The 21,286-nt window shown below is 69.4% G+C and carries 17 protein-coding genes; 10 read left to right on the top strand and 7 right to left on the bottom strand.

Annotated elements, in window-relative coordinates:
• The first annotated feature begins 50 nt into the window (after positions 1-50).
• Complete coding sequence (locus A3CE_RS0148310; protein WP_020647339.1) at positions 51-872, top strand: SAM-dependent methyltransferase; 822 nt, start codon at positions 51-53, stop codon at positions 870-872.
• A 1-nt stretch (position 873) separates the two neighbouring features.
• Here A3CE_RS0148310 and A3CE_RS0148305 read toward each other — a convergent pair whose 3' ends face one another.
• Positions 874-3,801: a glycoside hydrolase family 3 protein gene (locus A3CE_RS0148305; RefSeq protein ID WP_020647338.1), complete on the bottom strand. Its 2,928-nt coding sequence runs from the start codon at positions 3,799-3,801 to the stop codon at positions 874-876.
• Between the two features lie 347 nt (positions 3,802-4,148).
• On the opposite strand from A3CE_RS0148305, the gene A3CE_RS0148300 reads away from it, so the two are divergent.
• From A3CE_RS0148300 to A3CE_RS0148280, 5 genes are read left to right on the top strand one after another with little or no spacing between them, the layout of a single operon-like run.
• Positions 4,149-5,156, top strand: coding sequence for a LacI family DNA-binding transcriptional regulator (locus A3CE_RS0148300; protein WP_020647337.1), 1,008 nt, complete (start codon positions 4,149-4,151; stop codon positions 5,154-5,156).
• A gap of 41 nt (positions 5,157-5,197) precedes the next feature.
• A complete protein-coding gene (locus A3CE_RS0148295) occupies positions 5,198-6,439 on the top strand; it encodes a sugar ABC transporter substrate-binding protein (protein ID WP_020647336.1) in 1,242 nt (413 codons plus the stop codon).
• On the top strand, positions 6,436-7,377 hold the full coding sequence (locus tag A3CE_RS0148290) for a carbohydrate ABC transporter permease (protein ID WP_020647335.1): 942 nt from the start codon (positions 6,436-6,438) through the stop codon (positions 7,375-7,377). Before A3CE_RS0148295 ends, A3CE_RS0148290 begins: the two co-directional genes overlap by 4 nt.
• Positions 7,374-8,189: a carbohydrate ABC transporter permease gene (locus A3CE_RS0148285; protein ID WP_020647334.1), complete on the top strand. Its 816-nt coding sequence runs from the start codon at positions 7,374-7,376 to the stop codon at positions 8,187-8,189. The genes A3CE_RS0148290 and A3CE_RS0148285 overlap by 4 nt, the downstream gene beginning before the upstream one ends.
• Positions 8,190-8,209: 20 nt before the next feature.
• Positions 8,210-10,213 (top strand): glycoside hydrolase family 31 protein, encoded by a 2,004-nt coding sequence (locus A3CE_RS0148280; protein WP_020647333.1) that lies wholly within the window; start codon positions 8,210-8,212, stop codon positions 10,211-10,213.
• A gap of 2 nt (positions 10,214-10,215) precedes the next feature.
• On the opposite strand, the gene A3CE_RS0148275 is transcribed toward A3CE_RS0148280, so the two are convergent.
• Both A3CE_RS0148275 and A3CE_RS0148270 read right to left on the bottom strand, forming a co-directional pair.
• Positions 10,216-11,103, bottom strand: a complete 888-nt coding sequence (locus A3CE_RS0148275; RefSeq protein WP_020647332.1) for a pentapeptide repeat-containing protein — start codon at positions 11,101-11,103, stop codon at positions 10,216-10,218.
• A 94-nt stretch (positions 11,104-11,197) separates the two neighbouring features.
• Positions 11,198-11,755: a YceI family protein gene (locus A3CE_RS0148270; RefSeq protein ID WP_020647331.1), complete on the bottom strand. Its 558-nt coding sequence runs from the start codon at positions 11,753-11,755 to the stop codon at positions 11,198-11,200.
• Positions 11,756-11,862: 107 nt separating this feature from the next.
• Here A3CE_RS0148270 and A3CE_RS0148265 point away from each other — a divergent pair, with 107 nt between their 5' ends.
• Genes A3CE_RS0148265 through A3CE_RS0148255 form a run of 3 tightly spaced genes read left to right on the top strand, consistent with a single transcriptional unit; the run spans position 11,863 to position 14,121 of the window.
• Positions 11,863-12,339 carry a MarR family winged helix-turn-helix transcriptional regulator gene (locus tag A3CE_RS0148265; RefSeq protein WP_020647330.1) on the top strand — a complete coding sequence of 159 codons (477 nt, stop codon included), beginning with the start codon at positions 11,863-11,865 and terminating at the stop codon, positions 12,337-12,339.
• A gap of 8 nt (positions 12,340-12,347) precedes the next feature.
• On the top strand, positions 12,348-13,331 hold the full coding sequence (locus A3CE_RS0148260; protein WP_020647329.1) for a glutathione S-transferase family protein: 984 nt from the start codon (positions 12,348-12,350) through the stop codon (positions 13,329-13,331).
• A gap of 22 nt (positions 13,332-13,353) precedes the next feature.
• Positions 13,354-14,121 carry an SDR family NAD(P)-dependent oxidoreductase gene (locus A3CE_RS0148255; RefSeq protein WP_026469581.1) on the top strand — a complete coding sequence of 256 codons (768 nt, stop codon included), beginning with the start codon at positions 13,354-13,356 and terminating at the stop codon, positions 14,119-14,121.
• 170 nt (positions 14,122-14,291) lie between these two features.
• On the opposite strand, the gene A3CE_RS0148250 is transcribed toward A3CE_RS0148255, so the two are convergent.
• The 3 genes from A3CE_RS0148250 to A3CE_RS59145 form a co-directional block, all read right to left on the bottom strand.
• Positions 14,292-15,521: an HNH endonuclease signature motif containing protein gene (locus tag A3CE_RS0148250; protein ID WP_020647327.1), complete on the bottom strand. Its 1,230-nt coding sequence runs from the start codon at positions 15,519-15,521 to the stop codon at positions 14,292-14,294.
• Positions 15,522-15,728: 207 nt separating this feature from the next.
• Positions 15,729-16,259: an LmrA/YxaF family transcription factor gene (locus A3CE_RS0148245; protein WP_245589746.1), complete on the bottom strand. Its 531-nt coding sequence runs from the start codon at positions 16,257-16,259 to the stop codon at positions 15,729-15,731.
• The gene (locus tag A3CE_RS59145; RefSeq protein ID WP_245589745.1) at positions 16,192-16,833 is read right to left on the bottom strand and encodes a GNAT family N-acetyltransferase; all 642 of its coding nucleotides are present in this window, start codon (positions 16,831-16,833) and stop codon (positions 16,192-16,194) included. The genes A3CE_RS0148245 and A3CE_RS59145 overlap by 68 nt, the downstream gene beginning before the upstream one ends.
• 129 nt (positions 16,834-16,962) lie before the next feature.
• Here A3CE_RS59145 and A3CE_RS0148235 point away from each other — a divergent pair, with 129 nt between their 5' ends.
• Positions 16,963-17,562 carry a hypothetical protein gene (locus A3CE_RS0148235; RefSeq protein WP_020647323.1) on the top strand — a complete coding sequence of 200 codons (600 nt, stop codon included), beginning with the start codon at positions 16,963-16,965 and terminating at the stop codon, positions 17,560-17,562.
• A 9-nt stretch (positions 17,563-17,571) separates the two neighbouring features.
• Here A3CE_RS0148235 and A3CE_RS0148230 read toward each other — a convergent pair whose 3' ends face one another.
• Positions 17,572-21,117 (bottom strand): tetratricopeptide repeat protein, encoded by a 3,546-nt coding sequence (locus tag A3CE_RS0148230; protein WP_260473760.1) that lies wholly within the window; start codon positions 21,115-21,117, stop codon positions 17,572-17,574.
• Positions 21,118-21,286: the final 169 nt, after the last annotated feature.

Here is a 21,286-nt window from a genome sequence, read left to right as displayed (position 1 = left end):
GAGAGCGCTAAACTGCGCCACTTCGGAGTGCTCGAGGGGTGGGAGGTCCCGTGACCGGGGAAGCGAGCTGGGTACCGCCGGAGATCGACACCACGGTGCCGAACCCGGCGCGGGTGTACGACTTCTGGCTCGACGGCGACCACAACTTCGCCGCCGACCGGGCGCTCGGGGAGCAGATCCTGAAGATCATGCCCGGGGTCCGGGACGCGGCCCGGCTCAACCGCGCCTTCCTGCGCCGCGCCGCGCGGTACATGGTCGACGCCGGGGTCCGGCAGTTCCTCGACATCGGGTCCGGCATCCCGACGGCGGGGAACCTCCACGAGATCGTCCAGCAGGCCGACCCGGCGTGCCGGGTGGTCTACGTCGACCGCGAGCCGGTCGCGGTCGCGCACAGCGAGCTGCTGTTGCAGGGCAACGACAACTGCGCGGTGCTCCAGGCCGACCTGCGCGACGTCAACGACATCTTCGACGCGGAGCCGGCGCGCCGGCTGCTCGACCCCGAGCAGCCGATCGGGCTGTTCATGTTGCTGCTGCTGCACTTCGTGCCCGACTCGTGGGATCCGGAGGGCATCCTGACCCGCTACCACGACCGGCTCGCGCCGGGCAGTTTCCTCGCCGTCACGCACGTCGCGGCGGACTCCGGTTCGGCGGGCCTCGACGAGGCGATCGAGGTGTACACGAGCCGGCAGAACCAGCAGAACCGGCCGTTCCCGCGCACGCACGACCAGGTGCTCCGGTTCTTCCAGGGCTTCGACCTGGTCGAACCGGGCCTGGTCGGCTGCGCGATGTGGCACCCGGAGGGAGTCGGCGACATGTCCGAAGACCCGTCGGTCAACTCCCTCCCCTACGCGGGCGTCGGGCGGAAACCGTAGGTCACCGCAGCGAGAACGTCGCCACGTTCACCGGGCCGTCGAAGGTCAGGTACACGTCGTGGCGGCCGGCGGCCTTCGCCAGTGCGGCGGTCACCGTCGTGTACGCGTACCGGTCACCTGTGCTCGGCACCGAAGCCGTTCCCAAGACACGGCCGGTCGGCGAGTCCAGGCGGATCGTGACACGCGATGACGCCGGCGCCGACACCGAAGCCGAGAAGCGCGCCGGGCCGTTCAAGGCCACATCGCGGTACGCCACCCAGCTCCCGGCCACGCCCGCGACCGAGGTACCCGAAACCTTCGACGTGTCCGTCAACGTCGTCCCGGAGTAGTCATCGAAGTTCTGGGCCTGCGTCGGACGGCTCAGGTCGCGCGGCAGGGCCCGCTCGCCCGGCACGTAGACCGGCTGCGGTGCCGAAAGTTCGGCGGCGTTGCGGCCCACCGAGAACTCGTAGACCCCCGCCGCCACCACGGACCGGTCCCGCGAGACGTCCCAGGACGCCAGGTCCGCGACGGGCACCTCGAACCGCAGCGTACGGGTCTGCTTCGGCGCCAGGGTCACCTTCGAGAAGTCCCGCAACCGCTGCACGCCGGCGTTCTTCGAGTAGAGCTGGACGACGTCGGTCCCGGCGCGGGCGCCGGTGTTCGTCACGTCGACGCTCACCTGGACCTTGCCGCCGGCCTGGACGGCCCGCACGCCGCTGTAGCGGAAGCTCGTGTAGCTGAGCCCGTACCCGAAGGGGAACAACGGCTTCCCGCGGTAGTACTGGTACGTCATCCCGGTCTTCGCGATGTCGTAGTCCAGGATGCTCGGCAGCCCGGCGTCGGAGGCGTACCAGGTCTGCGTCAGCCGCCCGCTCGGGTCCTTGTCGCCGAAGAGCACGTCGGCGACCGCGTGCCCGGTCTCCTGCCCGGCGTGGCTGGTCCACACGATGCCCGGCACGGACAGCGTGTCCCAGCCGGTCGTCGGATAGCTGTTCTCCACCACGACGACGGTGTGCGGGTTGGCCTTCTGCACGGCCTCGATCAGCGCGCGCTGCGCCGGGGCGAGCTCGGTGCTGGTCCGGTCGTTGGCCTCGCGGCCGTTGATGAACGGCATGCTGCCGACCACGACGACGGCGGTGTCCGCGTCCTTGGCGGCGGCGACCGCGCTGCCGACCCCGCTGGTGAGCACGTCACGGCCGAACTTGGTCGCGTGCGCGGCGTCCGGCGAGGAGATCGTCAGGACCCCGTCGGCGCCGACGACGGCGAACTTGTTCGGGCCGAACCACGGCTCGTTCACTTCGTTGCCCGCGTATTCGAGCACGTAGCTGCCGTCGGGCTGGGCGTCGAGCTTCAGCTGCTGCTGCACGAACCAGCCGGCCGGCTGGTCGACGTCGTTCACCAGGGCGCCGCCGGAGTAGCTGAGGAACTTGCCGTTCGCGGCCGCCCGCAGGGTGTTCTTGCCCGCGCCCCAGTCGTAGACGTCGAAGGATTCGGTGGTGCCCGCGATGGTCCCGCCGGCAGTCACCTTCCCCGTGGTCGTCGGCGCGGTCAGGTACCGGCCGGTCGAGAGGTCCTTCAGCGCGATCCGGTCGACGCCTTCCGACGACGCGACCGTGCCCGCCGAGCCGAGCCGCTCCTTGATGCCCTGCACCGGGGTGACCTTGGTCTGCATCGCGCCGCTGTACCAGTCTTCGTACAACGTGTTCGAGAGCGGGCCGACGACCGCGATCTTCTTGTTCCGCGCGGCGTCCAGCGGCAGCGCGCCGCCGTTGTTGCGCAGCAGCACGACCTGCTCGTCGGCGGCCTTGCGGGCGAGGGCCTGGTGGGCCGGCGAGTTGATGACGGCCGGTGTGATCTTCGCGTAGGGGTTGCGTCCCGGCGGGTCGAACTCGCCGAGCCGGAACCGCAGCGAAAGCAGGTGCCGGTCGGCCTTTTCGACGTCGGCCATGGTCAGCAGGCCCTTGCTCAGCGCCTCCTTGACCGCGGCGGCGGTGATCGAGCCGTCGGTGTCGTTGTCGGTGAAGCTGTCGAGCCCCGCCTTGATCGCCGCCGCGTCCGCCTCGGCCTTGGTGGCGTAGTACTTCTCGGAGTTGACCAGGTTGGACGGTGCGCCGGCGTCGCTGACGACGGCGATGTCCTGGGGCGCCCACTGCCGCAGCTTGCCGCCGAGGTCGGGGCTCACCGTGTTCGGCCGCCCGTTGACCAGGTTGTACGACGGCATGACGGCGTTGGCCGCGCCGGCCTCCAGCGGGATCTTGAACGCCTGCTCGTCGTAGTCGTGCAGGATCTTGGGCGGCACCGAGGAGTTGCTGGTGTCGCGGCTGACCTCGTTGTTGTAGGCGAGGTAGTGCTTGAGCGTGGGGGCGGCCTGCAGGTACCGCGGGTCGTCGCCCTGGATGCCGCGGCCGTAGGCGGTCGCGAGCTCCCCGGTGAGGTGGGGGTCCTCGGAGTAGCCCTCTTCGTTGCGGCCCCACCGCGGGTCGCGCAGCAGGTTCACCACCGGCGCCCAGAGGTTGAGGCCCCACAGCGTCGGGTTCCGCGCGTTGAAGCCGCGCGCCTCCTGCCCGACGGCCGAGCCGACCTGCTTGACCAGTGCCGGGTCCCAGGTGCTGGCGAGGCCGATGGCCTGCGGGAACACGGTGCCGTCCGCCTTGACGACGGCGCCCTTGTTGTCGTAGTCGGTCGACCACGCGATGCCGTGCAGCGCCTCGGTGCCGGTCTTGAACACGCCGATGCCGAGCCGCGGGATGGCCGGTTCGTACTGGTGCAGCAGGGAGATCTTCTCGTCCGCCGTCAGGCGAGACAGCAGGTCGTCGATCCGCGTCGCCAGGGGCAGCGACGGATCGCGGAACGGGGGCGGGGCCGCCGCGAGCGCCGGCGAAGGGGCCAGCAGCAGGGTCGCGGCCACCGCCGGGACGAGAGCACGGCGGAAGAGGGAGTGGCGCACGGACAGCCTCCGGAATCGTCGAATCGTTTCGACGGCGCGGCGCAAACATTCGCGTCGAAGGGGTGGGGAGCGTGACGACTATTACAGCCGGGTGAGCATCCGGTCAAGAGTTCCTGGGAACGCTCCCAGACACCATGGTCGAATCGCCGCACTCCGGCGCTGAGCTGCAAAAACTGTCCTCAACAGGGACCTTCGACACTTTCGACGAACACACCCGCTGTCGAAATCGAATCGAATGCGGGCGAACGGTGAATGATGCTTGTGTTTCCGGCGTGTGTCACTTACCTTCGTGCCATCGTCGATGCGCTTCGACACCGCACCGCTCGCCCGTCCCCAGGAGGCCGCCCGTGGTCACGATCAACGACGTCGCCAACGCGGCCGGCGTGGCCCCCAGCACGGTGTCGTACGTGATCAGCGGGAAACGCTCGATCTCGCCGAAGACCCGGCGGCTGGTCGAGGACAGCATCCGCAAGCTCGGGTACCACCCGCACGCCGGGGCGCGGGCGCTGGCCAGCAGCAAGACCAACGTGCTCGCCCTGGTCGTGCCGCTGCGCACGGACCTCAACGTCGCCGTCGTGATGGAGTTCGTCGCCTCGGCGGTCACCGCGGCCCGCGCGTACGACCACGACCTGCTGCTGCTCACCAAGGACGAAGGACCGGCCGCGCTGCAGCGGGTGGCGTCGTCGGCGATCGCCGACGCGCTGATGGTGATGGACGTCGAAACCGCCGACCCGCGGGTGCCGATGCTGCTGGCGCTCGACCTGCCGGTGGTGCTCATCGGCGTGCCCGACCACCCCGCCGGGCTGAGCTGCGTCGATCTCGACTTCACCGCCGCCGGCACCACGTGCGTCGCGCACCTGGCCGAGCTCGGCCACCGCTCGATCGCGCTGATCGGCCCCTCCCCCGCGGTCTACCGGCGCGGCACGAGCTACGCGACCCGGTTCCTGCGCGGCTTCGACGAAGCCACGAAGAGCCGCGGGGTGCGGGCGGAATCCCGGGCGTGCGCCCACTCCTACGAAGCGGTGAGCGCCTGCGTGGACGACCTGCTCGCCGCCGACCCGGACCTGACCGGCCTGGTCGTGCACAACGAGGCCGTGCTGCCCGGGCTGCTGTCGGACCTGCGCCACCGCGGCCTGCGGGTGCCCGAGGACATCTCGGTCATCGCCGTGTGCCCGGACAGCATGGCCGAGCAGCACGTCGTCTCGCTGACCAACGTGGCCATCCCGGCCGAGGAGGTCGGCACCCAGGCCGTCGAAATGACCATGCGCCGGCTCGCCGGCCACACCACCCCGGAGGTCCGGCTGCTCGGGCCTCGCCTCACCCGGCGCGAAAGCACCGCCGCGCCCCGCCCTTAGTCCCGGTCCCGGTTCTGCTCCGCCGCTGAAGGAGAATCACCATGTCCGTAGCCCGTCGCGCCCTCGTTCTGACCGCGAGCGCCACGAGTGCCGTGCTGCTGGCCGCCTGCAGCCCCAGCCCGGCCCCGTCCGCGTCGAACGGCGCCGGCGCTCCGGCCGCCACGTCGATCACCGAGCTCGACTACTACGCCGACGAGCAAGGCTCGGCCGCGTGGCAGAAGATCCTCGACACCTGCGCCACGCAGACCGGGATCAAGATCGAGCGGCAGAAGGTGCCGACCAACCAGATGCTGCCGAAGGTCCTGCAGAGCGCCAGCTCCAAGACGCTGCCGAACCTGCTCTTCACCGACAACCCGACGCTGCAGCAGGTCGCCGCCACCGGCGCGCTGACCCCGCTGACCGACTACGGCATCACCACCGACGGCTTCTACCCGAGCATCGTCAAGGCCGGGACCTACCAGGACAAGCTGTACGGCGTCGCCCCCGGCGTCAACGGCCTCGCGCTCATCTACAACAAGGACCTGCTGCAGGCCGCGGGCGTCGAGCCGCCGAAGACCTGGGACGAGCTGAAGGCCGCCTCGGCGAAGCTGACCAAGGGCGGCAAGTACGGCCTCGCCTTCTCGGCGATCCCGTCCGAAGAGGGCACCTGGCAGTTCCTCCCGTTCTTCTGGAGCAACGGCGCCGAACTGTCCCAATTGGACTCGCCGCAGTCGACGCAGGCCCTGCAGTACGTCACCGACCTGGTGAACTCCGGTTCGGCGTCGAAGTCCGTGGTGACCTGGAACCAGAACGACGTCGCCGACCAGTTCGTCGGCGGCAACGCGGCGATGATGATCAACGGGTCGTGGAACATCGCCCGGCTCGACGAGCAGAAGTCCCTGCACTACGGCGTCGTGCCGATCCCGGTTCCGCAGGCCGGCGGCAAGCCGGTGGTCGCCCTCGGCGGCGAGGTCGGCACCGTGCCGGTCACCAGCGGTCCCGCCCAGCAGGCCGCCGGCAAGGTGCTTTCCTGCATCCTGTCCGAGCCGACGATGCTCGAGTGGAGCAAGGCGCACGCCTACATCCCGTCGAAGACGGCCACGGCGCAGAAGTTCGGCACCGAGCAGCCGGCGATGCAGGCGTTCGTCGACGAGGTCGGCACGGCCCGCTCCCGGACCGCCGAGCTCGGCGAGAAGTACCCGAAGGTGTCGCAGGCGCTGGCCGACGCGCTCCAGGCGGCACTGACCGGGAAGACGCCGGTCGACCAGGCCCTCAAGGCCGCACAGCAGGCGAGCGGTTCGTGACGGTCACCGCCGCCCCGACGGTCTCGGCACCGCCCCGCGCGAACCGGAAGTCCCGGCGGGACACCCGGTTCGCCGCGTGGGCGTTCCTCCTGCCGGCACTGGCCTACATCATCGTGTTCTTCGGCTATCCCTTGGTCGCGAACCTGGTGATGAGCACCCAGAACTACACGGTGAAGTCGTTCTACACCGGCGAAGCGCCGTTCGTCGGCTTCTCGAACTACTCCGCCGTGCTGAGCAGCCCGCTGTTCTCGACGGCGGCGCTCAACACGGCGCTGTTCACCGCCGGGTCGCTGGTCTTCCAGTTCGGCATCGGCCTGGCGCTCGCGGTGTTCTTCAACGGCCGCTTCCTCGGCAGCGCGCTGCTGCGGTCGCTGCTCCTGCTGCCGTGGCTGCTCCCGCTGGTGGTCAGCGGGGCGATCTGGCGGTGGATGTTCGACCAGGACCACGGCGTGCTCAACGCGGGCCTGCGGTTCGTCGGGCTCGACGCGGTCCCGTGGCTGAGCAGCACGAGCTGGGCGCTGCCGGCGGTGATCCTCACCAACATCTGGATCGGCATCCCGTTCAACCTGGTGATCCTGCACGGCGGGCTGCGCGCGATCCCGGCGTCGCTCTACGAAGCCGCGGCGCTGGACGGCGCCGGCGCGTGGCAGCGGTTCCGGCACGTCACCTGGCCGCTGCTGCGGCCGGTCACCGGCATCGTGCTCATGCTCGGGCTGGTCTACACGATCAAGGTGTTCGACGTGATCATGGTCGTCACCGGCGGCGGGCCGGCCAACGCGACGCAGACGCTGACAACGTGGTCGTACCGGCTGTCCTTCCAGGACTTCGCGTTCGGCCAGGGCGCGGCGGTCGGGAACGTCCTCATCGTGGTGGCGACCGTGTTCGGGCTGCTGTACCTGCGCTCGGCGAAGGCGACGTTGGCGGAGGCGGCGGCATGAAGACGTCGAACTGGCCGCGGACCGTGGCCGGCGTGCTGATCGTCGCGGTGCTGCTGTTCCCGCTGTACTGGATGGTCAACGCGTCCCTGCAGCCGAGCGGCGCGCTGCTGCGCCCGGACCCGGCGTTCTTCCCGGTCGGCGGCACCCTGGACGGCTACCGGAAGGCCGTCGCGACGCAGGGCCCGAACCTGCTCTCGAGCGTCATCGTCGCGCTCGGCGCGGTGCTCGTGTCGCTGCTGGTGGCGGCACCCGCGTCGTACGCGTTGGCGCAGCTCAAGGTGCGCGGCGGCCCGGTGCTGGTGTTCGTGCTGCTCATCGTGCAGATGATCCCCGGCATCGTGATGGCCAACGCGCTCTACACCGTGTTCAGCAACCTCGGCCTGATCGACAGCTACCTCGGGCTGGTCCTCGCGGACTCGACCGCGACCATCCCGTTCGCCATCCTGCTGCTGCGGGCGTTCATGATCTCCGTGCCGAAGGAGCTCACCGAAGCGTCCCGGGTGGACGGTGCGGGGTACTGGCGGACGTTCTTCTCGATCATCCTGCCGGTCAGCCGCAACGCGCTGGTCACGGCCGGGCTGTTCTCGTTCCTGTTCGCCTGGGCCGACTTCCTGTTCGCCGTCACCCTCACCACCGGGCAGGTGTTCGAGCCCATCACGGTGGGCATCTACCGGTTCGTCGGCAACCAGTCCGCCGACTGGAACGGGATCATGGCCACCGCCGTCCTCGCCGCGGTCCCCGCGGCCATCCTGCTCGTCGTCGCCCAGCGTTACGTCGTCGCCGGGCTGACCAGCGGCGCCGTCAAAGACTGAATCTTCTCAAGGAGACCCTCGTGATCGCCACGACCGAAGACGGCCGCTCGCTCGAAGTCCGCGTGCGGCACGAGGTGCTGCGCATCGAGCCGTGGGGCGACGGCAGCCTGCGCGTACGCGCCGGACGGCACCGCATCCTCGACGACGTCCCGGGGGCGCTCGTGCCCGCGAAGCCGTCCGCCGCCACCGCGGAGGCGTCCGAGCGCTCCGGCCGGGTGGTCAACGGCGCGCTCACCGCGATCGTCGAGATCGCCGACACCGACACCGGGATCGACGCGCAGCTGCGGTTCGTCCGCACGGACACCGGCGAGGAGCTGCTGTCGGAGCAGCGCGCGCACTTCTGGTGGCCGGGGGCGCGGCTGTTCATGCCGTCGCGCAACGGCTACGGCCGGCTCGAACAGCGGTTCACCGCCTACGACGACGAGCGGATCTTCGGCCTCGGGCAGCGCACGCACGGCCGGCTCGACCAGAAGGGCCTCGTGCTCGACCTGGTGCAGCGCAACGCCGAGGTGTCGGTGCCGTTCCTGCTGTCGAGCCGCGGCTACGGGTTCCTGTGGAACAGCCCCGCCGTCGGCCGCGTCGAACTGGCCGCCAACGGCACCCGCTGGGTCGCCGACGACGCGCGTCAGATCGACTACTGGGTCACCACCGGCGACGGGCCACGGCAGATCCTCGGCCACTACGCCGACGCGACCGGCCACGCGCCGATGCTGCCGGAGTGGGCGGCCGGGTTCTGGCAGTCGAAGCTGCGCTACCGCACCCAGGACGAGCTGCTGGCCGTGGCGCGGGAGTACCACGAGCGCGGCTTGCCGCTGTCGGTGATCGTGGCGGACTTCTTCCACTGGACGCACCTGGGCGACTGGAAGTTCGACCCGGCCGAGTGGCCCGACCCGGCGGGGCTGGTGCGGGAGCTGTCCGAACTCGGCGTCAAGCTGATGGTGTCGGTGTGGCCGTCGGTCAACCCGCAGTCGGAGAACTACCGGGAGCTGCACGAGAACGGCCTGCTGGTCGCCACCGAGAACGGTGTCCCGTTCCACGCGCCGTGGAAGGACAAGGGCTTCGACGTCGAGATGCCGGTGGCGTTCTACGACGCGACGAACCCCGCGGCGCGGCAGTTCGTCTGGGGCAAGGTCAAGCAGAACTACTACGACCTCGGCGTCCGCGCGTGGTGGCTGGACGGCGACGAGCCCGAGATCCAGCCCGGCCACCCGCACAACCTCGGCTTCCACGCCGGCCCTGGTGCGGAGGTGTTCAACCTCTACCCGCACGCGAACGCGCAGACCTTCCACGACGGCATCCGCGCCGAAGGCGACGACGAGGTCGTGCTGCTCAGCCGCTCGGCGTGGGCGGGCAGCCAGCGGTTCGGGGCCGCGCTCTGGTCGGGCGACGTCGGGGCGACGTGGGCGTCGCTGCGGGCGCAGGTGCGGGCGGGGCTCAACGTGGCGGTCGCCGGGATCCCCTGGTGGACCACGGACATCGGCGGCTTCCACGGCGGCGACCCTTCGTCGCCCGAATATCGCGAGCTGATGGTGCGCTGGTTCCAGTACGGGGTGTTCTGCCCGCTGTTCCGCCTGCACGGCTACCGCGACCCGCGCCCCGCCTTCGGCCCGGAGATGACCGGCGGCCCGAACGAGGTCTGGTCGTACGGTTCCGACGCGTTCGAGGCGATCACCGCGTCCCTGCGGCTGCGGGAACGGCTGCGGCCGTACCTGATGGACCAGATGCGGGTGGCGCACGAGCAGGGTGTCCCGCCGATGCGGCCGCTGTTCGTCGACTTCCCCGCGGACCCGGCGGCCTGGGACGTGTCGGACCAGTTCCTGCTGGGCCCGGACGTCCTGGTGGCGCCGGTGCTCGAACCCGGCGTCACCGGGCGGCGGGTATACCTGCCCGCGGGGGCGACGTGGACCGACGCGGTGACCGGCTCGCGCCACGAAGGCGGCGACTGGATCGAGGCGGCGGCCCCGCCGGAGCGCATCCCGGTGTTCCTCCGCGACGGGGCGGACCTGCCGATCATGCCCGGGTGAGGTCAGCCCGGCGGCCAGGCCCGCCGCACGTGCGCGTCCGTCCGGGCGCGCGCCCCGGTGAAGAGGAAGCCCGCAGCCGTCGCTCCCGTGAAGTCCGCGTGGCCGCTGAAGCGCGCGCCGCCGAACAGGACATCCGCGGCGCACCGGGTGTCCCGGAACGACGTGGGGCCGGCGAAACCGGCGCCCTCGAACGACACATCGTCACCGAAAGAAGCGCCGGCGAAGTCCGTGCGAGCCGAGAACCGGGCGGCGTCGAACCACAACTGCCCGTGCGTGGTGATCCGGGGAAAGGCGGCCGTGCCGGTGAACGTGGTGCGCTCGAAGTCGGCGTCCGCCCCGAACCGCGTGCCGCCGAAGAAGGCGTGCCGAGCGAACCAGGCTTCCTCGAAGCTCACCGACCCGGTGAAGACCGCGCCGTCGAAGCGGGCGTCTCCGGCGAAATGCACCTGGCGGAAGAAGGCGTCGCCGACTTCGCAGCCTCGCAGATCCACATCGTGGAGCACCATCGCCTTCGGGTAGAGGTTCATCCCCGGCCAGAACTCCGGTGACCCGCGCCGCAGTCGCCTCAGCAGCACCGGCCAGAGCTTCGCCTGCCAGGCCGCGGACTCGGGCCACGTGTAGCCCAGCTGGACGAAGAACTGGTCGACGAAGTCCTGCCGCAACGACGGATCGCGGTCCGCGAGGTCGGCAAACTCGTGCACACCCGTCAGCCGCACGTCGCACTCGTCGGCGAAGATCTTCCGCTCGATCACGGGGTCGATGGCCTCGGGCGCGGCGGCCGGGTGGACCACCTCGGCGTACCGGTGCCGGCGCAGGAGCAACCACGCCGTGAACGCCCCGGAGACGGCGCCGATCAGCGCTAGGACTGCGAAGGGCGTGACGGTGGACATACCGGGGATTGTCGCGTCCCGGCGGGTCTGCGCGACACCGGTTTAACGGGGACCTGCGGGAACCGGCGCTGAAGCCGGTTCCCGCTCCCGGAAATCAGGCGGACTTGATCGCGGAGATCTCGAACTCCAGCGTGACCTTGTCGCTGACCAGCACGCCGCCGGTCTCGAGCGCGGCGTTCCAGGTGATGCCGTAGTCCTTGCGGCTGACCGTGGTCGAGCCCTCGAAGCCGATCCGGTCGTTGCCGAACGGGTCCTTGGCGGAGCCCTCGAACTCGAACGGGATGGTCACCGAACGGGTGACGTCCTTGATCGTCAGGTCGCCGGTCACCTCGAAGCTCGTGTCGCCGGTCTGCTTGATCTCGGTCGAGGCGAAGGTGATCTGCGGGTACTCGTCCATCGACAGGAAGTCGTTGCTCTTCAGGTGCCCGTCGCGGTCGGCGTTGCGGGTGTCGATGCTGTGGGCCTGGATGGTGACCTGGGCCGACGACTTCTCCGGCGCGTCGCCGTCGATGGTGGCGGAACCGGTGAAGTCGTTGAAGCTGCCGCGCACCTTGGTCACCATGGCGTGCCGGGCGACGAACCCGATCCGCGAGTGCGAGGGGTCGATGGTGTACTCGCCGGTCAGCTGGGGGTAGGTGGTCGCGCTGGTCATCGCTGTTCTTCTCTCCTCGTGGTGGCGCCCCCTGGTGATTGAGGGTTCAACGACACTGTACTCACTTTGGCTGGTTGCGCAAGCAAGCTTTCGGTAGACTCGCCGGAATGGGTGATACCTCCGCGCTCGACCTCGACGAAGCCGCCTTCTGGCGGCCGCTGATGCGCATCATGACGGCGCTGCCGCGCGCGCTCGAGGACCACTTCCTGCCTGAGACGGGCCTCACCATCACCGACTACGGGGTGCTCGTCGCGCTGTCCGAGGCGCCGGATCACCTGCTCCGCATCTCGGCGCTGGCCGCGACGACGGGCCTGTCGCTGAGCCGGATCAGCCGGGTGGTCGACGACCTGACCCGCCGTGGCCTGGTCGAGAAGCGCCGGTGCGCCGAGGACGGGCGCGCGTCCAACGCCGTGCTGACCGAGGCGGGGTCGGCCAGACTGGAGGCGGCCTACCCCGGCCACCTCGCCCGCGTGCGGGCTTCGGTGTTCGACCACCTGAGCGCCGAGGACATCCGCGCGGCCGGGCCGGTGCTGGCCCGGCTGGCCGCGGCACTGGACACCGCTCCCCCGACCGACGACTGCTGAGGACGCCGATGACCGACAAGGGCGAGTACAAGCGGGACCTGAACTACCTCCCGGACCGCATCACCGCCGACGGCCGCGACGGCTGGCCCGTAGAGCCCGGCCGGTACCGGCTGGTCGTCGCCCGCGCGTGCCCGTGGGCGAACCGCGCGGTGATCGTGCGGCGGCTGCTGGGTCTGGAGCCGGTGCTGTCGATGGGCATCGCCGGGCCGGTGCACGACGAGCGGAGCTGGAGCTTCGACCTCGACCCGGACGGACGTGACCCGGTGCTCGGCATCGAGCGGCTGCAGGAAGCGTTCTTCAAGCGCGACCCGGACTACCCGCGCGGGATCACCGTGCCGGCCTTCGTCGACATCCCGAGCGGCAAGGTCGTGACCAACGACTTCGCGCGGATGACGCTGGACATGTCGACCGAGTGGACGGCCTACCACCGCGAAGGCGCCCCGGAGCTCTACCCGGAGAAGCTGCGGGACGAGATCGACGACGTCGCGCAGAAGGTGTTCACCGACGTGAACAACGCGGTGTACCAGTGCGGGTTCGCCCGCTCCCAGGAGGCGTACGAGCACTCCTACCGGAAGCTGTTCGCCCGGCTCGACTGGCTGTCCGAGCGGCTGGCGGACCAGCGGTACCTGGTCGGCGACACGATCACCGAGGCGGACGTCCGGCTGTTCACGACGCTGGTGCGGTTCGACGCGGTCTACCACGGCCACTTCAAGTGCAACCGCCAGAAGCTGGCCGAGCTGCCGGTGCTGTGGGCCTACACCCGCGACCTGTTCCAGACGCCCGGGTTCGGCGACACGATCGACTTCGCCCAGATCAAGGAGCACTACTACGTGGTGCACAAGAACGTGAACCCGACGGGCATCGTCCCGCTGGGCCCGGACGTGTCCGGCTGGCTGACCCCGCACGACCGCGAGCAGCTGGGCGGCCGCCCGTTCGGCGACGGCACCCCGCCCGGCCCGCCGCCCGCCGAAGAGAGGGTGCCCGCGCTCTGATTTCTTGGTTACGGTGATCACCATGGAACGCCTGCGCGATCGCCGAGTCCTGGTCACCGGCGCCGGTTCCGGCATCGGCCGGGCCACCACCCTGCGCCTGCTCGACGAAGGGGCGAAAGTCGTCGCCACCGACGTCAAGGGCGTCGACGAGCTGCCGGGGTCTCCCGGCCTGAAGACGTTCACCATGGACGTGTCCGACGAGACGTCGGTGGCCGAGGGCACGACCGCCGCGATCGACCACCTCGGCGGCCTCGACGTCTTGGTCAACGCGGCGGGGATCCTGCTGGCGTCGCACACGCACGAGACGTCGCTGGAGCTGTGGAACCGCGTGCTCGCGGTGAACCTGACGGGAACGTTCCTGGTGACACGCGCGGCCTTGCCGGCCCTGCTCGAGAGCGGCAAGGGCGTGGTGGTGAACTTCAGCTCGACGTCGGCGTCGTTCGCCCACCCGTACATGGCGGCGTACAGCGCGAGCAAGGGCGGCATCCAGGCGTTCACGCATTCGCTGGCGCTGGAGTACGCCAAGCAGGGCCTGCGCGCGGTGAGCATCGCACCGGGAAGCGTGAAGAGCGGCATCACGGACTCGGCGGTGAGCTGGCTGCCGAAGGATCCCGACTTCACGCTGTTCGGGAGGTTGCTCCCGATCTTGCCGACAGGCTTGACAACGGAGGTGGGCAACCCGGTGGCCCGCCCGGAGGCGGTGGCGGGAGTGGTGGCGATGCTGGCGTCGGACGACGGCGAGTTCATCACGGGCACCGAGATCCGCGTGGACGGCGGGACACACACGTAGCGGCCGATCGCCGGTCGCGCCCTTCCTGCGGTAGGAGATGGACGGCTGCTGTGCATTTCGCTTATGCCTGGCGCCTCGGGATCCTCGGGTAGTTGAGCCGATCCGGCATTGACGCGCGTGGGTGTAGGCCCGCAGCCGTGTGGCTGCGGGCCTTCCCCGTGTTCGGTTGTCTATGCCGCGAAGGGCAGGGGTTGGTGGAGGTTGTTGCGCCTGGGTTTTCGCTGCTTGTCCAGGAACACCGGCGGTAGGAACTCCGGGAGACCGTCGGCGGCGATGCGAACTTCCCACCCGGAGCGATGCACCAGCCGATGGTGGTGGGCGCACATCAGCACGAGATTGCCCAGCTCCGTTGGACCACCATCCGCCCAATGGCGAACGTGGTGGCCCTGACAATGCCGGGGCGGCCGATGACACCCCGGGAAAGCACAACCCCGGTCACGCAGGTAGAGGGCATGCCGGATCCCCGTGGGAACCAGCCGCCGCAGGCGCCCAACATCAAGGGGTGCGCTCTGGCCGCCGAGGACCACGGGAATGATCTTGCAGTCGCAGGCATGCAACCGCGCCTCGGCCGCGGAGATTGTTCCGGTATCACCCAGGAGGGCGGTGCCGATCCCGGACTTCAAGTCCTCCAGCGAGACCGCGACCATCACGTGCGCGCGTTCACCAGCCTGCCTCGGCAACTCCGGGCCATTCAACGCCAGATCGACCGCGTCGGAGAACGCATCGCCGTAACGCTCCTGCGGAGACCGCAAGTCGGGACCCTCGCCGGTGCTGCGACGCTGAGCAAGCGAGTCCAGCAGCGCACTGGCGCGGGCACCGGTCTCATCATCCAGCTTGCCGCTGATCTCCCACATCCCGGTCCGCTTGCGCCGCAACGACAGTTCCCGGGTGGGGGTGGTGATTTCGGTGTCGTCCGGTTCGGTGCCGTCGGGGTCGAGGTGGGCCAGGATCCGGGCGCCGAGCGCGGCGACCTGCCGATGCCCGGCCTCCTCAGCAAAGGTAAGCAAATGCTGCTCGGCACCCTCACGATGCTCAGGCGGAACATCCTGCAACACCCCGACAATCACATCGATCATCGGGTTACTCAACCGCCCCGACCGAGCCACAACGCCCGTGGCAGCAGCGACTGCGGGAATCGGGGTGCCGTCGAGGGTCGCGCCAGGGTTGATGGCCCGGGCGCGTTTCACGATCCGCTCGGCCGAGGATTTCGGGACATCCACCAGATGCTCGAGCAGCCGGGGAACGGACCGGTAGCCGAACAGCTCCAGCACACCCCGCCGCTCGATCTCCACCACCAACGCACCAACTTCAGCCTCAGCAGACCGCATGCACGCGAACAGCTCACCGAGACGGTCGGCGAGTGCCACCGCATCAGCTTGCCAGATCGCATGTTCGGCCATAACTCAAGAATACCGACAATCGAACACCTGTCATCACACGATCAGGTACCACCAAAGCCAACCTGTCACAGCAGCAGAACACCTACGAGAAAGGCGGAAGGGACTCGGTGCGTGGGGAATCGGCGCTGCCGACCACAACGAGAAGACAACCCGAGAAGCGCCGATTTCCCACGCCACGGCGAAGCCGCATCTTGAAAGCCCAGTAATTCAGTCCACAATAGACGACCGACGCCGCCGCCGATCAACAGCACCATCGAGCAGCGGACGCAGTTCAGCAACAACAGTATCGAGCGGCGCAACGTCCCGATGCGCCCGAGCCAGCACAATGGCCCCCTCCAAAGCACTGAGCATGAGCACGGCAAGAGACGAGCTACGAACCGGCGGCACGCCGAGCTGTTCGAGGGTGGCCGAGACCGGCCGCTGCCAGCCATCGAAGGCCTTGCCGACCGCTTCACGCAGGTCGCCGCTGGTCGCGGCCGTGTCGGCGACCGTCGCGACCAGGGGACAGCCGGCGTCGAAACCGGCGGTCGTGAACTCGTCGCGCCACTGAGCAGCCATGGCTTCGAACAGCTTCCCGGGCGTCGGGTCCTCGAGCTTCGCGGCGACGCGGGCCACGCGCCGGGCGGCGTAATCCCCAGCCCAGGCGACGGCTTCGGCGATCAGCTGGTCCTTACCGCCCGGAAAGTAGTGTTGCAGCGACCCCCGCGGCGCTTCGGCGTGGGCGACCACGTCCCGCATGCCGGTCGCCCCGACACCGTGGATCCGCACCAGCTGCGCGGCACTGAGCACCATCCGCTCGCGCGGTGTCCTGGTCATCGACCGCCTCCTTCATGACGTCCGTCATGGTAGCCCAGTCCGGCACGACGAGCGCGAAGTCGCGTTCGCCGCGCTCGTACGCCGGTACCGGCCGGAAGCCCTGGCCCAGCAGCAGCGCCTCGGCTCCGGCGTTCCCGGCCTGGACAGTGGCCCGCACGGTCCAGCCCGGCCAGCGCCCGGACGCCCACAGCCACCGGCTCAGCGCGCTGCCGATCCCCTGCCGCTGCCACGCGTCGGCGACCAGGACCCCGACCTCGGCCTCGCCCGGCGTCTCCGCGACGAAGTTGAGCAGGCCCACCGGAGTGCCGCCGGAAAAGGCCAGCAACGCGACACCGGCCGGCGGGCCGGCGAGCAGGAACCGCTGGTAGCGGTCGAAAACCTCGGTGGGCCGGGCCGGGCCGCCCATCATGAACCGGCGCCGGAGACTGTCCGGCGAGCAAGCCGCGACGAGGGTGGCGACACACTCGCGGTCGGCGACCCTTATGACGATGGTCATAGTCCCATGAGAACACACTGCGGCGCCGGCCACACTATGACCGCCGTCATAGACCACCGTGGCGGTTCGCCCGGCGGGGTGCCGGGTACGTTGCCGTGGCCGCGCTCCCCCACCGCGAAAGGCGCCCCGATGCAGCTCTACGCCGAACGGCCGATCCGCCGCACCGCCCAGCTCGTCAGCGACCTGCTCGCCCTGTTGCTCGTCGTCCTGGCGGTGTGGCTGGGGACGTCGGTGTATGACCAGGTGATGAAGCTGCGCGCGCCCGGGGACGGGCTCGTCGACGCCGGGACCGGGCTGCGGGGCACGTTCGATTCGGCGGCGAACACGGCCGGCGGGATCCCGTTCGTCGGGAACGCGCTCGCCAAGGCCCTGCACGGCGGTTCCGCCGTCGGGAACAAGTTCGCCGACGCAGGCCACTGGCAGATCGAGGCGGTGGAGAACCTGGCCTGGTGGATGGCGGCCATCATCATCGCGCTGCCGGTGCTGACGCTCGTGGTGACGTGGTTGCCACTGCGCTGGCACTTCACCCGCCGCGCGACCGCGGCCGCGCACCTGCGGACCCTCGGCGACGAAGGGCTGGACCTGCTCGCGCTGCGGGCCCTGGCCACGCAGCCGCTGCGGCGCCTGGCTTCCGTGGACGCGGCGGCCACCGGCTGGCGGGAGCGGGACCGGGACGTCATCGAGAAGCTGGCCGGGCACGAGCTGTCCCGGCACGGCCTCATACGCTGAACAGCGCTGCTACGCGTTGGCGCGGGTCAACGCGTGCACCGACTCGATCAGCTTCTTGGCGGACATCGCCCAGGTTCGTTTCGCCGAAAGCTCGTCGCGAAGCTGCCTCGCGGCGAAGAAGGCGGGCTTAGGATGGTTCAGCACGGCGGCCAGCGCGTCGCCCCAGCGCAGGGCATCCACTCCTTCGTCGTCTGTCACGGGAAGCACTCGGTTCAGTTCGACCGACAGGTCCGCACGCTCTTCCTCGAGCAACGCGCCCAAGCCGCTGCGTCTGCTCACCAAGGTCGGCACCCCCGCGGTGATCGCCTCCAGCCCCACCAGGCCGAAGCCTTCGGTGCGAGAGGGCATCACCACGACACTCGCCTGGTGCAAGTCCTGGGCCAAAGTAGCGGCCTTGGGCGAATATGGACGAGGGACAACACGCAACGAAGGCATCCCCGCCCAAGCCCGGACCTCGTCGGCCAACGGCTTCCCTTCCTTGGCCTCGACGCCACGAAGTACGAGTTCTACTTCAGGGTCACCCGGGCCTCGCTGTTTGAGAGCGTGCCCGAGTGCCCGGGCCAGCAGGTCGATGCCTTTCACCTGCGCCTCACGACGAGAGAGCCTGCCCACCATGAGCACTCGAACGGTGTCGCTGACCGGGGGCAGTCCGGCGAGCACGTCCGCCGCGTCGAACCCCGGATCAAACCGGATCGGGGGCCTTCCCGGGGTGCCGTGGAGCCGATCGCGCAGGTAGTGGTGCAACACCGGCCCGACACCTATCGCGAGGTCCGCGCGGGCGGCGATGGTGAACTCCTCCTCATAGCGCCTGTCGGCTTCGAGGACTGGATCCTCATCGGAGTCGTACACCTTTTCGAGTTCGACACGATCGGAAATCACGTGGCAGAAGTGCACCAGCTTGGCGTCGCGGAAGTGGTCGTCGACCAGCCACATAGCCGGCTCACCCGTCTTGCGGCCATGACCGATCACCACGTCCGGGACGATGCCCTCCGGCAAGCGTGGAGGCCGGGAAAGCGCTGTCTCGGGCGCGTTGAGAGCCGGTGGCGGGTGAACCAAGGCGACGCCCATCTCGCCGGCGTCACGTCGCTCCTCCTCGGAAGCGAACGGCGTCGAGCAATAGACCTCGGCGTCTTGTGCCGCCAGGGCCTTGCACAGCTCTCGGTTGAACGTGCTCAGCCCGCCGTTCAGCGACGTCCATTCCGTGTTCACGGCGAGCACCCGCAGCCGCCGGCGCACCAAAACGCGGGCCTGCGTCGCCACCTCACCGCATCCTGGCTCGGCCGGCCTTGACGCGGTCTCCGTTGCGCTGACGCGCGCCGTCGGCGACTCCGCCACGGCGTGGTGCGTCGACGATTCTTCTCGGAGCCGCGTGATGTCGGCCGTAGCACCGACTTCTTCGTACAAAGCGGTCGCTGCCGCGCGGTGCGCGGCCGCCTCCACCACGTCACCGGACGCGGCAGCCACCCGGCTGAGGCCCTCGAACGCCACTGCTTCTTCCCTCGTGGCTCCGCCGGCGCGAGCCCGCTCCACGGCCTCCCGGTAGTGGTCCCCGGCTGCTGTGGTCCGGTCGAGACGCAGCTCCGTTTCACCGAGGTGGGACAGCAGCTGTGCGACGTCGCCATCCCGGAATCCCAGCTCGCCGAACTCGACGAGGGCCCGCCGGAAATGGGTTTCGGCCTCCTCCAGCAGACCGAGCCCCAGCTGACATCGCGCGATGAGGTCCAGCGCGATGGCCGCGTTGAACCGCTGGTGCTCTCTCTCGTAGAACTGCCAGGTTGTTTTCGCGTGTCCCAGTGCGACTTCGCGATCCCCGTTCTCGTAGGCGAGCCAAGCATGGTTCGCCACCACGTTCATCTCGCCGTAGGGGTCCTCGGCGGTGACGAACTCGGCCCTTGCGCGCGAGTAGAGGCGCATCGCCTCGTCCGGCTCGCCGAGCTGGCCGAGCGCCAGACCCAGGCCGTTGAGCGTGACGCCCAATGCCCGGTGATCACCAGTGCGCCTCGCGGGCTCGACCGCCTGCTTGAAACAAGCGACCATGAGCTCCCACTGCTTGGTCGCGTAGAAGTACTCCCGCAGGTTGTGGACGAACTGCCAGCATTCGGCGTCGTTTCCCTGGGCGGCCATCTCTTGCACCAGCGGAAGGAAGTTGTCGACCTCGAGGTCCATCCACTTCTTCCCCGCTTCCGCGTCCGCGAACGCCGGGCTCGTCACCGGTGCCGACGGCGGCTCGACCGGGATCCGGTAGCGGTGTTCGTTGCCACTGCTGTTCGCGGCGGCGGTCGTGTGCAGGAAATAGTCGAACAGCCGGCGGCGGCCCGCGACAGCCTCCCCCTCGGACAGGATGCCGATCCCCGGACGACGCAAGTGGTCCCGCAGCATGTCGTGCAAGCGGTACGCGTTGTGCGAATGCCGCTCCAGCATTCCGGACCGGATGAGCTCGTCGAGCAGGTACTCCGCCGCGTCGGGGGCGAGTCCCGCGAGAGCTCCCGCCGCATACGGGTCGATCCTCGGGCCCGGATGCAAAGCGGTGAGCGCGAGCATCGTCTGTTGAGGGTCGGACAAAGTCGCGCAGGCTGCGGCGAAGACCGCGGTCATGCTCCGCACGCCGTCGTCGAATTCGCGGGGACGCACGGCCTCGTCGGCCAGGCGAGCGGCGACGTCTTCGAGGCGGCGCACGGGGTTGTCGCGGAATCGCGAGGCGACGATACAAAGCGCAAGGGGAAGGTGGTAACACATTCGGGTGATTTCTTCGATCACCGCCGGATCACCTCGTTCGTCCGAACCAGGCCGCAGCCCCGCAACAGCGCGGAACAGGTCAGCCGATTCGCCAGGGGCGAGCGTCGCGACTTGCCTGACGAGAGTGGCCGCTAGCGAAGTCAGCGGCCGGCGGCTCGTGATGATCACCGCTGACCGCCCGTTCGGGGGCAGCAGGCGGCCGATCTCCTGCGCGTTCTTCACACTGTCGAGAATCAGCAGGACGCGTCGGCCGGCCAATTTCTGACGAAGCAACGCGCCGCGGTCGTCGGTGTTCCTCGGAACCAGCTCGCCGGGAACTCCCAGGCGTCGCAACACACGATCGAGTGCCTCTTCTTCCGACACGTGCTGACTGTCCGGGTTGTACCCCTGCATGTCGAGGTAGAGGCGACCGTCGGGGTACTCGGCGTGGAACAGCTCAGCGACACGCAAGGCGATCGCCGTCTTGCCGACACCGGGCAAGCCGTGCAACACGCACACGCGGCCGCCGGGGCGGTGGCCGGCATCCGCCAAGTGGTCTTGCAAAGCTTCGACCTCCGCGGCCCGTCCGATCAACCTGTTCGGACCGGCAGGCAGGTCGAACGCGGGTTCGGCGGCCATCCGCCGGTCACCGACCGCGCGCTTCGCGGCTGCCCTCGCCAGCTCACCCCCGGTGCCGAAGACGCGGTCACACGCGGCCGCGAAGTTCGTCGTCGGTGGAGAATGCCCCTGCTCAACCCGGCTGACCTGCGCCTTGCTGTAGTGGATCAGGTCGCCGAGCGCCCTGGTGGACAGGCCGGCGGCCATCCGGAGTTCGCGCACCCTCCGGCCGAAGGGCTTCCAGTCTTCGTCCACGTCGCCTCCTCCGGCCCGCCACGGTCTGGCAACCGCTACCCCATCATCCGGCACAGCCACTGAGCGTGAAGTCACGGGCGCAGCCCACCGGCGTTACAAGATAAAGGGAACGATGTAACGCTGCCACGCAGTGTGA

Origin of the sequence: Amycolatopsis balhimycina FH 1894, from assembly GCF_000384295.1 — a bacterium.
Lineage (GTDB): Bacteria > Actinomycetota > Actinomycetes > Mycobacteriales > Pseudonocardiaceae > Amycolatopsis > Amycolatopsis balhimycina.
This window is presented reverse-complemented; position numbering and strand designations above follow the sequence as displayed.